Origin of the sequence: Allosphingosinicella sp., assembly GCF_036387615.1 — a bacterium.
In the GTDB taxonomy this organism is placed as follows: Bacteria; Pseudomonadota; Alphaproteobacteria; order Sphingomonadales; family Sphingomonadaceae; genus Allosphingosinicella.
The window spans coordinates 39795-52432 of record NZ_DASVTH010000036.1 but is presented as its reverse complement, the minus strand read 5'-3'; the positions used below and the strand labels follow the sequence as shown (position 1 = coordinate 52432).

Sequence of the window (12638 nt, the reverse complement as noted above, 5' to 3'; positions counted from 1 at the left end):
ATCCATGTCCCCCAAGTTCGAGCTTGACGCCGCCATCGACCGCTGGACCGAGCGCCTGCTCGTCGACGGCTTCTGCGTCATCCCGCATCTTCTGCCGGTCGAGGCGGTCGCGGCACTCGACGCCGACCTTGCAGAGGATTTCGTCGAGACACCTTTCTGCGAGGGCCGCTTCTACGGCGAGCGAACCAAGAGGTTCGGGCGCGTTCTCGCCCGCTCGCCGCGCGCGGCCGCCCTCGTCCAGCACGAGCTCGTCCTCGGCGTCGTTGATCGTGTGCTCTCGCCTTGGTGCGAAACGTTTCAGCTCAATCTCACGCAGGCGGTCGCGATCCATCCCGGAGCGCTCCCCCAGATGCCGCACCGCGACCAGGACATGTGGCGCGGCGCGATCGGCGAGGTCGAGTATCTCGTCAACGTGATGTGGCCGTTCACGCCCTATACCCGGGAGAATGGCGCCACCCGCGTCTGGCCGGAAAGCCACGGCCATCACGCGCTCCAGCCTGTTCCGGAAGCCTCGGAGCAGGTCCCGGAATATGGCCCCGGCTCCGCGCTGGTGATGCTCGGTTCGACCCTCCACGCGGCCGGCGAGAATTGCAGCGGCGAGACCCGCAGAGGCATGATCGTCGGCTACAGCCTCGGCTGGCTCAAATCCTACGAGAACCAGTTTCTCGCCTACCCGCCGGACATTGCCCGGAGCTTTTCGCCGGAGCTTGCGGCGCTGGTCGGCTATCGCCAGCACCGGCCCAATCTCGGCAATTTCGAGGGCTGCTGCCCCTCGGTCCTTCTCGGCGGCAAGAGGCACCAGCGCCTCGGCGCCGTCGATGCCCTGCGCCCGGATCAGAAGCAGGCGGTCGACGCTCATGCCGATGAACAGCGGCGCTCGCTGGCGGCATAGCTCGCGAGACCTGATCGGGAGGCAGGCGATGAGCCCAGGCCCAACCTTTGACCGCGTCTACCTTGCGCTGAAGGAACAGGTCGCCAGCGGACGCTTCGTGCCGGGCGATCATCTGGAGCCCGCTTCGCTCGGTGAGGAGCTCAACGCCAGCATCACGCCGGTCCGTGACGCGCTTCACCGCCTGGTGGGAGAGCGGATCATCGAGGCGCCGCGGAACGACGGTTTCCGCGTGCCCGCGCCGCTCGAAGCGGAGGTTCGGGATTTGTACGGATGGAACTGCCAGTTGCTCGAGCTCGCCCTGCGTTCCGGCGGCGCCCGCGCGGCGGCGGCGCCGGGCGGAGCAGAGGAGTTCAGCGGCGGCGACGCGGCCGACCTGTTCCGACGGATTTCAAGAATGGCCGCGAACGGCGAGCATCAGGCGGCGATCGAGAATCTCAACGATCGCCTCGCGCCGCTTCGAACGGCTGAGGGTCGGCTCTTCGACGACATCGAGGAGGAGCTTTCGGGAATGGCGGGCACGCTTGCGGCGCGGGACCTAGCCGGTCTTCGCCGCAAGGTGGTCGCTTATCACCGGCGTCGTCAGCGCTCGGTGCCGGAGCTCCTCGCTCTGGCTCGCCGGTTGCGGGAGCCGCGCTGAAACAACCGCCAAATAGCCCGCATATTCATTTCGTATAAGATCGGGCGAGACCTAGCCTTGCGGCGCCGCGACATACCGCGGCTTGAGGAGCAAGACGATGACATCCAATGACGATGATGATGCGACCGGCCTGGTGGAACTGGGCACGATCAGCGGCGACACCAAGGGGCCGTTCGGGCTCCAATGGGAGAGGGTTGGAATGAGCCTGAACCCCGGTCTCACCGACGAATGAACGGGACGGTGGCGGGCCGTCGGGGCGACCGGCAGCTCGCCGCCTCCAGCCGCGACACATGCGCAGGCAGCACCAAACAACCTCGATATAATCCGAGTATAAAATTCCTATCAGCCAAGGATCGGCACAAACTGCTTTCGCTGCAGCAGGCTGCAGACGAAGGAGAAGTGCCATGCAGAAGAACGACGAACGCAAGCTGGAGCTGATCGAGCTCGGATCCGTCAGCGCGGACACGCAAGGGTCCGGCGGCCCCGCTATCGAGGGCTTCACTTACCAGCCCAAGGTTGGGATCAGCGCCGACTGATCCCGTGCGGGCGCGCGGTGACAGCCGCGCGCCCGTCATGGCAACCAAGATGGTCCACCTTCAGATACCCGAGCATGTCCGCTTCTGCGAAATCGGCGAGCCGCCGGCGCAGCGGATTTTCCTCGACCTCAGGGCCGATCGATATTTCAGCCTGCCGCCTGCCGCCGATGCCGCATTTTCCGCGGTGCAGAAAGGATACGTCGGAGACCTTTCTCCGGAGGCAGGCGTGCTGGTCGAGGCGGGGCTGCTGGTCGCAACTGCGGCGGGACGGCCGATCATTCCAACGCGCCATCCCGAACCCAGGATCAGCCTCATCGAGCAGACCCCGCTCACCCGCGGCGCAAACCTGCGGCATGTGGCCGAGGTCCTTTGGCTCGTCCTTCGCGCCAGAAGGGCCGTGCAGACCAGGCAGCTGCAGTCTCTGCTTTCGCGTAAGCCGGATCGATCGGCGCCGACCGATTCTCCGCCCACCGAGAGCAGGGACTTGGCGGTACTAGGATTCATGCGCGCGAGGCGCATGGCCCCGGTTGCCCCAAATTGTCTGTACGATTCACTCGCGCTGCGCCATTTCCTCCTGCGCCGCTCGGTGTCCGTCGACCTCGTGATCGGCACGAAGCTTCATCCTTTCGCGGCGCATTGCTGGCTCCAGGACGGCACGCTGGTTCTCAACGACACCCTCTCCGCCGCACGCGGATTCACGCCCATCCTGGTCGCATGACCGCAGCCTGCTATCTTGCCCTGGCGGGTGAAGCGCACGTACTCGGCGAGCGGCTCAGCACTCTCGTCCCGCCGCGTGGAACTCAATGGCGCCTTAATCTCATCTTCGAGTCCAGCAACCTCGTCATATTCGCCTCCCCTGAAACCCCCCACTGTCCGCTCCAGGAACAGCGAGGCATGGTGATCGGCAGGCTGTTCCGCGGTGGCGGAGGCCGCTGCGATCCCGTCGACACGCTCAGCCTGTCCGAGAGCCGCCACGCCGGCTGGAGCCGGGGCCAGTCGCTGCTTGAAACCTTGTGGGGTGGTTACGCAGCCTTCCTGCGCGACGACGACGGGATCGCCGTGCTGCGCGACCCGTCGGGCGGCATGCCGGTGCATCACTGTGAAGACGGGCGCATCCAGCTATATTTCTCCGATTTCGGGCTTCTCGAGGATCTGGATCTCGGACCGCCGACGCTCGACGACGAATTCCTGCGGCAATGGCTTACCTATCCATTCCTTCGGACCGCGCGGACGGGAGTCGCGGGGCAATGCGAGCTTCTGCCCGGGATGTGCCGGCGCTCTGGCGAAGCCGGCGCTGCAGTGGAAATGGCATGGACCCCGTGGCGGGCTGCTGCCGACGAGAGCCGCATCGAGGAGTTCGACGAGGCGGCCCGCCGCCTTCGCGAAGTCGCCATGGCGACGGTGCCGAGGCAGCTCGCCGGCGTCGACGCGCCCGTTCTTGAGCTCTCCGGCGGCCTCGATTCCTCGATCGTGGCGGCATGCCTGACGCAAGGCGGAATAGACTTTCGGGCCGTCAATTTCGTCACGGCCGCTCCGGACGGCGACGAGCGGAATTATGCGCGGCTGGTCGCGGAGCATCTCGGCATCGAACTCGCCGAGCTGCGCGAGGACGAGCTCCCGCTCGATCTCTCACCGCCCCCGGCCCGCACACTCCGCCCGCCGCTCAATCCGGTGCTCCAGCCACTTAATCGCGCCTTGTCCACCCATGCCCGTCAGGCAGGCACCGCCGACTTCGTCACCGGCGCTGGCGGCGACAACCTGTTTGGCTACATTACTACGGCGGCGCCCATCCTGGACGCCGCGCGGGACGGAGGGTGGCGGGGTGCCTGGGAGACGCTGCAGGATGTCGCGACGCTCGGCGACTGCACCATCTGGAAAGCAGCGCATTATGCGCTGCGCAAGCATCTTCGCCGAAGCAGCCGTCCGCTCTGGAAGCGCGACGAGAGGTTCCTCGCCCCGGCGGGGCTCGCCGCAGAGCCCGATCCGCATCCTTGGCTCGACGCGCCCGAGGGCAGTCATGCCGGCAAGATCGAGCATGTGCAGTCACTCGTGCTCGTTCACCACTTCGTCGATGCCCGTTACCATTCGGGCGAGGCACTTCATCATCCGCTGCTGAACCAGCCGCTGATCGAGCTTTGCCTGGCCGTCCCGACCTGGCTTTGGCTGCGCGGCGGCCTCAATCGCGCAGTTGCTCGGGCGGCCTTCGCCGATCTGCTTCCTGTCGATATCATCCAGCGGCGAACCAAGGGTCGCCTGGAAAGCATGTGCTCCCGCGCTTTTGCGACGAACCGCGAGCGCATCGCCGATCTGCTGCTCTTCGGGTATTTGGCGCAGCGAGGGTTGATCGACCGAGCAGAAGTCGAGGCCTATCTCCACGCCGCGGGCCCGCCGCCCGACGATGCCTATTTCCGGATGTTCGACCTCGTATCGCTCGAGCTCTGGCTACGCTCATGGCGCAGCTGACCGGCGGCCCTGAATCGCGCCTCAAGGTCCCGCCAGCGACGATATTGCCTGGCCTTGGCAGGATCGGGATCGACATAGCCCTGCAACCAAAACCTGAACCAGTCGAGATTGCGGCTGTAGACCGCCAACCGGTGGCGAGGCTGCACCTTGATGTGCGGTTCATCGGGAAAGACATAGAGTTCGGTCGGCGTCGTCGAGTTGGTGAGACGGGCGTAGAGCTCGATGGCATAGCGGGACTCCTGCTCCGGCAATTGGAGCAGGAGTGGCGCGCGGATCCGATCGACATTGAGCGCGGGCGACAGCAGCCGCCATCGTTCCGGTGTCTCTTCGGGTGAGCCGAGGCCCCACACTTCGCGCAGCAGGCGGTCATGACCACGGCCCCGGACCGCGTTGAACCAGTAATTGGATGGCTCGAACTGAGGTGAGGCGATCGACGCCGCCGAGATGAGATCGGAGTGCATCACGGCCCACATCGTCACCTCGCTGCCAAAGCTGAGGCCACCCATTCCGACACGTCGCCGATCGATCAGGCCGCGTGTCTCGAGCAGATCGACTAGTGTCTCGATCCCCCCGAGCGCCGCGCGATAGGTGTCCAGCGCGTGCTGGGGTCCGCTGATGCGCGTGGCGTTGACGCAAACCGAGGCAATGCCGCTCATGGCGAGCAACGCGAACGGCCACTCGTCGCCCAGTCCGCCACGGATGAAGCCCTCGCAGCGATAATAGTTGATGAATAATGGGAGCGGCCGGCCAGGCATGGCTTTCGGGAGGAAAAGCATGCCGGTGAACTCGCGCCCATCCGCGCTTCGCCAGTTGAGCCGCTCGGTCCAGGGCCACCGACGACCCCGCATTGGCAGGTTGGGATCGAACAGGGGCCGGCTCGCTCCCGTCTCCAGGTTCACCTCCTCGAGGCGGGGCGGCGAATGCGCCTCAGCCAGCACGCAGATTGCCGCGGCAGGGCTGAATGCGCAGGGCGCGTATTCTTGGCGCCCGCCGCTGAGCATTCCGTTCATCCGGGCGATCGTCCGGACCCGGCGGGTCGGCAAATCCCAGAGATGGAGCGTGTAGGCGAAGCCCCGGTCGGACGTCGCGAAGACAATCTGATCGCGGCCGGGACGCCAGGCAAGCCACGCCGTTCTGTCAATTTGGCACTCAGGCGCTGCGCAGGTGATGCGGGCGCCGCCCGCTCCGGCCCGGACAACAGTGAGGGACCCTTCGCTTCCGTCCCACAGCGCGCTTGCGACGTCCCCATTGCCCGAGGTCCCTGTCGCAACTGGCGCCGCGCCAGCAGCGGCGGGCGGCGCGACCTGTTCGCGAGGCGCGGGGGAGGTCGCCAGGGTGTCGAAGTCGAGCCGTCGCTCCACCGGCGGCCGCGACCAGAGCACCCCGCCCCGACTGAACCAGTTGCCGGTCAGACGCTGGGATGCTCTCCGGCCATGAATGAGCGCGCCCCTGAACAGGTTCTGCCCAAGCTCGACATGTTGATCGACGAGGATGCCGGAATCATATTCCGCAAGTTCGGCTCGCTCGATCTCGGCCCGGGGTGGATCGGTACGGTAGATGAGGCTCCGCCCATCCGGTGCGCGCTCGATGGAGATGACGTCGCCCGCGTCCGCGGTTACCGCCTGGGAGCCGCTGCCATCGGCTGCCGAACGCCAGACCTGCACGGCGCCCGAACGCAGAGCCCGATAGTAGAACCACCGGCTGTCGGGCGACCAGACGGGCGGTTCGGAGGCGAGAAGTCCGGGGTCGTTGAGGATCGGCTCGCCGGCCGCGGCTATGATCCGGCGGCGGCCGCTGTCGGTATCGAACAGGTGCCAGGCGAGATCGTAGCTGTTGCGCCCAATAGACGGCCGATCCGTCCTGAAGGCGACCAGGCGACCATCCGGCGATGGCGACAGCGCCGAGAGATCCACGACCTCCACAAGCTGCCGCAGCTGAAGCGGCGGCGACTCGGCCGGAGCGGGCTGAGCCGTGAGGCCGGCGAGCGCGACCGCTAGCCAGCGCTGCGCGGGACGGCCGAAGGCGCGAAGCCTGGGCATGCTGGGCGACCCCCTGCTGATGGCGCACACTTCACCACCTCCTGCGCAGCTGTAGCGACACGAACCGGCCTCGCCCGCTGGCATTCACCGGATCGTAGCCCAGACCCGTGGCCGAGCCGGGATCCGGGAGCAGTCGTGGCGGGTCGACGTCGAAGAGATTGTCGATCGCCAGTGCGATCCGGGTGCCACGAAGCCAGGCCGGCGCGGATGGCGAGGCCGCTTCATAGGCAAGGCCGATGTCCATCGTCGTCCAGGACGAGATCGGTATCGAGCGATCGCCCCGATCGTCGAGATAGCTGTCGGCATAGTTGAGGAAGAGGTTCGCCGACCACCCCCCGCGATTCCAGCCAAGCTGGGTCCGGGCCCGGATGTTGAGCGGGCGGTAGGGCGAATCAAGCGCTTGGATAGGGTCGCTGGAGGGCCGGAGGCGGTCGGTGAACTTGAACACGTAGTTGAGATTGGCGTTGAGGACGAAGCGGCTTCTCCCGGCCGAAAAGCGATAGCCGAAGTTGAAGTCGAGCCCGTCCGTGGTCGTCACGGCGGTGTTGTTGATCCGCCCGTCGACGATCACCGAGACGTCGGCCGGAGTCGCATTGCCGTTGGTGAAGTTCGGCCCCGAGATGTCGAGCGAGACCTGGGCGCCCGCAATGAATTGGCGGATGATCTCGTCGTCCGGGTCGCGAGTGACAATCGACTCGAACGCCGGGTCGCCCACCACGGTTATGATCGGCGACGGCAGCGCGATCCTGTTGGAGAAGCGGATCGAGTAATAGTTGAGGCTGACCGAGAGCCCTGGGTCGCTCGGCGGCACGAACTCGGCACCCACCGTCCAGCTGCGGGAGCGTTCCGGGCTGACCTCCGGGTTGCTACCGCCAAGCGCGAGAGCAACTCCGGTTGCCTGCGCCGGATCGATGAACACGAGGGCGCTGGGCAGATAGATGGCGCTGTAGGCGCCAGCCGTCTCCACGAGCAACGGCGCCCGAAACGAGGTGTCGTACGACGTCCGCAAGGACAGCCCCCGCGCGGGCGACCAGAGCAGGCCGAGCTTTGGATTGAAGGTCGAGCCGAAGTCATCATAGCGCTCCCACCGGCCCGCAGCCGTGAGGATGAGCCGTTCCAGCCCCGGGCGCCGGTTGAGCGCGGAGAAGATCGGAACCTGGGTCTCGGCAAAGGCTGCCACCACCTTGCGCGATTGATCGATAGCGAGGCTGATGGCTGGCGCTTCGAATTCCTCGTCATATGTTTCGTGCCGCCCTTCGACGCCCACCGCCAGCCGGACCGGACCGCCCGGCAGCTGGAACAGGCTTCCGTCAACCGTCAGGCCGAGATCCGAGATCGCATTGCGCGTCGCCCGACTGTTGACGAGCCCGACGCCGGTTTCGAACTGCTCCTCATCCGTTCGGGTTTTCGAAAAGCCGCCGGTGAGACGTGCGACCCAACCGGCGCCCAGCGAATGGCGTAACGTGCCGCCGATGCTGAGCGTGTTCGCCTCCGCGACCATGTCCACCGGGAAGGCAGAGCCCGCGAAGAAATAGGTCCGAGCCGTATCCCGCGCCGCGAAGGAGCCGGTGAGCTCGGCGCGCAGGCTGTCCGACAGATCCTGCCTCAGCGCGCCGAACAGGCTGTGGCGCCGCTCGCGCGGGAGCAGCGCGGTGTCGGGAGAGAAAAGCGTATAGTCCCGGTCCCGCGCCCGGATCTCGTCCTCGGCGCGATACTCGTAGCTGAGCATCGCCCCGCCGGACGTCCAGTTTGTCCCCGCCGTCGCGCCGGCCTGAAGCACGTCGCCGTCGGCCTTTGTCGCAGAACCATATTGGACGAGCGTCTCGAGCCCTTCGAAATCGTCTCTCAGGATGAAGTTGACGACGCCGCCAACCGCGTCCGACCCATAGATGGCGGACGCGCCGTCGGTGAGGATCTCGACCCTCTCGACGGCGGTGAGCGGGATCAGCGACACGTCGACAAAGGACCCGGAGCCGCTTGGAGCGAGGCGCCTCCCGTTGACCAGCACCAGCGTGGCGCGTTGGCCCAGACCCCTGAGGTTCAGCCCCGCTCCGTGCTCGGTCGGATCGGCGCCGGCACCGCTGGCAAGAAAGTTCTCGCGGTTGACGCCGCCCTGCGCATTCTGAGGCACCCTCGCCATTAATTGTTCGACAGACGTGCTGCCGCTGGCCTCGATGTCCTCGCGTCGGAGCACGAGGACCGGCGCCGTGGGCTGGGCACCCCGCAGATTTGTGCCCGTTACGACGATCTCCTCGCCCTCGTCGGCTGCGGGCGCGCCGGTCACCTCGCCGTCAGCATCGCGGGCTGATGCTGGCCGGAAGATGACCAGGGTTTCGCCGACGCGCCGGAGGTCCAGTCCGCTCCCGGTGAGCAGGATGCGGACCGCTCCTTCCGCGGTGAACTGTCCGGAAATGGCCGGAGCCTGCCGGCCGCGCACCAACTCGGACGGCGCGATGATATTGCGCCCGGACTGCAGCGACAGGTCGCGGAGCGAGGCGGATAGATCCTGCGCCGGAAGCGAAACCTGGACCTCGTCCTGGCGCTGCGCGTGCGCGGGCGCGACGCAGACAAGAGCGGCGACGGAATTGGCCCAAAGCAGCGAGCCGAACAGAGTGCGGTGCATCCTTCCCCCTTGCCGGCGCTTGGTTGGAGCGCGCCGTGCTGGGGCTTTGACGACGAGGAGGCGATGTCCCCTCCCCCCTTCCGCGGATTTTTCCTAACGGGGGGAGGAAGGGTGCAAACCGCGCCGGAGCAACAGGCTTGCCTCGGGACCGCGCTCCACCTCGAGATCGAATGCGGCCGCGATGCTTTGGGCAAAGGCGAGCGTATCGCCGGCGTGGAATGCACCCGTGACGCGAAGGTCGGCCAGTGCGCGATCGAGGCGCACCTGCGGTCGTCCGTGGCGGTTCACTCGTTCCACCGCCTCCTCGAGCGGCGTGTTGTCGAACTGCAGCATCATCGGGTGCGCTGCCGGCGTCTCCATTTCCGCCCGCAGAGGCGCGACATGAGGTCGGGCGCGCGGCTCGTCTGCCGTCCGAACCACGAGCTGCTGTCCCCGCTCAAGCCGGGTCACTCGTCTCGCCCCGCGCCTGTCAGGTAGGGAAGCGTAGGTAACATCCACCCGCCCGTCGATCAGTGAGACAGTCGTTTGCCCGGTGGAGATGCGGACCACGAACCGCGTCCCGCGTGCAATCACCTGTGTTGCTTCGGCGACGACGATGAAAGGTCGCGCCTCATGAGCGACCGAGAAGCGGCCCTCGCCCCGAACGAGGCGAAGCCGGCGCTCGCGACGCCCGAGCGCCACTTCCAGGTGGGTGCCGGGCGAAAGCAGTATCTCCGAGCCGTCGAGGAGCAGTATTCGCCGGCTCGCGTCGTCGGTTGCCGAATACGCAGCCATCTGCAGATGACCCTCGGGGGGCGGAGAGGCCGGCCGCGCTGCCAGAAGCACGAAGGCAAGGAGAGCGGCGCAAGCCGCCGCTCCGGCCACAGCGTAGCCATAGGACCGTGGGCGCACCGAGCCACGCGGTGCGGACAAGGGAGCGCTTCGCGCCTGCGGTCGCCGAGCGCCGCTCGCCACGTCGAACAGCAGCGTGAGTCGCTCATAGGCGGCGGCGTGCGCGGGGCTTGCATGGTACCACCGCTCGAACTCTGCCCTGTCGGTCTCATCGATCGGTCCGTTAAGACGCGCGATCCAGTCGGACGCCTCGCGCCGAAGGCGTTCGCGGCGGCTGACGAAGGGCCAGACCATCTCCTCAGTCCCGGTCCAGCAGTCGATCGATCTGGGCGATCGCCTTGCTCATCTGCTTCTCGACGCCCTTGATGGAAAGACCGGTCCGCTCGGCGATCTCGGCGTAGCTGAAGCCATCGATCCGGTGCGCCATGAATATCTCCCGCGTTCTGGGACGCAGCTTTAGCATGGCTGCTTCGACCCGCGTGAGCATATCTCGGGATTCCAGAAGCCGTTGCTGGTCGATCCCGGCCAGGATGTTCTCGTCGGCCGCGACATGGCTAGCGGTCATATGGCGGGACGCCTGCTTGGCCCGATCCCGGAGCAGGTTCGTCGCAATTCGGCTCAGATAAGCCTGCGGCCGTTCGAGGCGCAGCGAGTGGGCGGTGCCGAGGCGCGTCAGGCGGCAGAAAATCTCGTGGACCAGATCTCCCGCGTCCTCGCGACTGGAGGTCCTGCGAGCGAGACTATTCAGGAGTCGCGGCGACTCCTCACGATACAGCCTATCCAGGCACAGCGGCGGTGCGTCCCGGACCTCCGCGCCCCGGGGACGGCAGGTGGGCATCTCCTGCTCCTCCTCGCTCGCGGCGAGGGCGCCTGGGCGGCTTCGCATCGTTCAGCCGTATCGCGCGGGATTTGGCTGCGGTGTCGGGGGCCGCTCGGTGCCTGCGATATTCATTCCGGGCCTCTCCATCCTACGAGGCTCGCCGGCCAAGCCGGGTGTTGAGAACATGCTTGGGCATGCGCCGCCGCCTTTAACCGCAAGCGGTCTGGACATTCGCAACGGCCACCCGGCGGTGAGCCGGCATCCACAAGCGAGGTTCTCACGCCTCGGCATCGCAGATGCGATGCTCCTTCAGGATAGAGTCGGCTCGGGAGAGCGCAAGGGCGCCGGATGTTTCAGGAGCTTCCGAAGGACCTTGTGGAACTCGCGGCGGCTAAGCCGATCTGATCCCTTGCTGGCCCTGGATAGCGTCTGGATCCCGCAGCCCGGACCGGCATGTGCACCCGGAACGAGCATAAACCGCCGGGCCACTCGATACCCATCTGCGCGCGGGGTGGTCAGCTGGACGCTATCTGCAGTCGGACGAACTAGCGGCGCCGATCGCAGTAAGGCGAACCGCGGGATCGTGGCCATGCCCGCGAGTAAGCCATAGCGCATAGCGCTGAGATGAGAGCGCATTCGAAGCACGGCGTCCTGGTCTCAACGACTGGCGCAGTGTCGACTTTCTTGCACGTGCACGGAGCTGTGCGATTTCTAGATCCGCTACGGAGCGGGCTGCGCCTGCGCCGGGTGCGGATCCGCTCCGCTGCGGTCTCTTTGAAAGAAGACGTTTGCCCGGTCGGAAAGCCAGAAAGCGACACGGTCGGAGAACATGCCCGCGAGCACGCCCACCGCGCAGTAGGTCATATAATTGGCTCCGGCTTCGTCGAATGCATCCGCGGCTCCCAGGACCGCGCTGCCGCCCAAGAGGATTATATACACACAAACGGCGATCAGGCCGCCGAGAAGAGTTCTAGTAGCCGGTGTGCCGGAATGAGAGATGTTGATCTGGTTATTCGGATAAACGATGAGCACGAGGGTGACAAGAAGCGCCCCGAATGCACCCGATGTGAACGCCAGCAAGATTTGGAACATCGGCGGCGGGAAAGCAATGAGCACGCCGCCGCCGAGCAGCCAAGTCCCAAGCACCTCCGTTTCACTGAAGCTGCGACGCGCCTTGAGCTCGTCCTCGCTTTGGGCCCGAGCTTGCTTGAGAGCGTTCTGGACCGACGCGAGCTCGCCGTCTGTTCTTGCGCCCGCCCCGCTTAGCTCGCTCAAAAGCCTGTAGCGAGGAGGTAGCGCCCCTTCTCCCTTGGTCAGCGTTTCGAATTGAGAGCTGACGGCTGGCGGCATTCTACCTTCGGAAAAACATTGTTGAACCTCGTTCCAGACCGCGAGCTGCCGTGCGTAATTCGCGAGTTCAGGTTCAGGAGGCAGCTTCAGATCGCACAGTCCGCCGCGCTCAAGGCGCCGGGCGATCGGGACGAAGCTTTCCCAGGAAGCACTAAACTCGTCCTCAGCTGTTCGGAGCTTATACCGCTGATCCGCTTGACGACCCAGCAGTTCGCGCTCTTGCTCGATGAGGCCGGGCAAGGCGCGCCGGCGTTCATCGACATCCTTGAGCATTCCTAAGGCTGAGCTGTAGCCGTCGGTGAGTTGCGCCTTCTCGAGCCTCGCCAGCACACCCTGCTGCGCAACCGCCGTCATCAACATGACAATGAACAGGAACGAGATCCCGAGGGCACCAATGACGCGCAGAGCCGATATACCGTACGACATTAGAACAGCTCCTTCTCTCAC

Annotated in this window: 11 protein-coding genes; 6 read left to right on the top strand and 5 right to left on the bottom strand. The window is 65.9% G+C overall.

Features of this window, described 5'->3' with window-relative positions; genetic code table 11:
* Nucleotides 1-4 precede the first annotated feature (4 nt).
* The 6 genes from VF631_RS07545 (at nucleotide 5) to VF631_RS07520 (ending at nucleotide 4528) form a co-directional block, all read left to right on the top strand.
* Entirely contained in the window at nucleotides 5-892 is an 888-nt protein-coding gene (locus tag VF631_RS07545) for a phytanoyl-CoA dioxygenase family protein (protein WP_431849674.1), read from the top strand.
* Between the two features lie 28 nt (nucleotides 893-920).
* The gene (locus VF631_RS07540) at nucleotides 921-1529 is read left to right on the top strand and encodes a GntR family transcriptional regulator (RefSeq protein WP_431849673.1); all 609 of its coding nucleotides are present in this window, start codon (nucleotides 921-923) and stop codon (nucleotides 1527-1529) included.
* Between the two features lie 97 nt (nucleotides 1530-1626).
* Nucleotides 1627-1761, top strand: coding sequence for a hypothetical protein (locus tag VF631_RS07535; RefSeq protein ID WP_431849672.1), 135 nt, complete (start codon nucleotides 1627-1629; stop codon nucleotides 1759-1761).
* Nucleotides 1762-1933: 172 nt separating this feature from the next.
* Entirely contained in the window at nucleotides 1934-2065 is a 132-nt protein-coding gene (locus VF631_RS07530) for a benenodin family lasso peptide (protein WP_431849671.1), read from the top strand.
* 37 nt (nucleotides 2066-2102) lie between these two features.
* Nucleotides 2103-2783: a lasso peptide biosynthesis B2 protein gene (locus tag VF631_RS07525; RefSeq protein ID WP_431849670.1), complete on the top strand. Its 681-nt coding sequence runs from the start codon at nucleotides 2103-2105 to the stop codon at nucleotides 2781-2783.
* Complete coding sequence (locus VF631_RS07520; protein WP_431849669.1) at nucleotides 2780-4528, top strand: asparagine synthase-related protein; 1749 nt, start codon at nucleotides 2780-2782, stop codon at nucleotides 4526-4528. Before VF631_RS07525 ends, VF631_RS07520 begins: the two co-directional genes overlap by 4 nt.
* On the opposite strand, the gene VF631_RS07515 is transcribed toward VF631_RS07520, so the two are convergent.
* The 5 genes from VF631_RS07515 to VF631_RS07495 all read right to left on the bottom strand — a co-directional run bounded on the left by VF631_RS07515 (nucleotide 4468) and on the right by VF631_RS07495 (nucleotide 12617).
* Complete coding sequence (locus VF631_RS07515) at nucleotides 4468-6567, bottom strand: Atxe2 family lasso peptide isopeptidase (RefSeq protein WP_431849668.1); 2100 nt, start codon at nucleotides 6565-6567, stop codon at nucleotides 4468-4470. The genes VF631_RS07520 and VF631_RS07515 overlap by 61 nt on opposite strands.
* Before the next feature lie 31 nt (nucleotides 6568-6598).
* Entirely contained in the window at nucleotides 6599-9190 is a 2592-nt protein-coding gene (locus VF631_RS07510; RefSeq protein ID WP_431849667.1) for a TonB-dependent receptor domain-containing protein, read from the bottom strand.
* A 93-nt stretch (nucleotides 9191-9283) separates the two neighbouring features.
* On the bottom strand, nucleotides 9284-10315 hold the full coding sequence (locus VF631_RS07505) for a FecR family protein (RefSeq protein WP_431849666.1): 1032 nt from the start codon (nucleotides 10313-10315) through the stop codon (nucleotides 9284-9286).
* A gap of 4 nt (nucleotides 10316-10319) precedes the next feature.
* A complete protein-coding gene (locus VF631_RS07500) occupies nucleotides 10320-10907 on the bottom strand; it encodes an RNA polymerase sigma factor (RefSeq protein ID WP_431849665.1) in 588 nt (195 codons plus the stop codon).
* A 654-nt stretch (nucleotides 10908-11561) separates the two neighbouring features.
* On the bottom strand, nucleotides 11562-12617 hold the full coding sequence (locus VF631_RS07495) for a hypothetical protein (protein ID WP_431849664.1): 1056 nt from the start codon (nucleotides 12615-12617) through the stop codon (nucleotides 11562-11564).
* Between the last annotated feature and the right edge of the window lie 21 nt (nucleotides 12618-12638).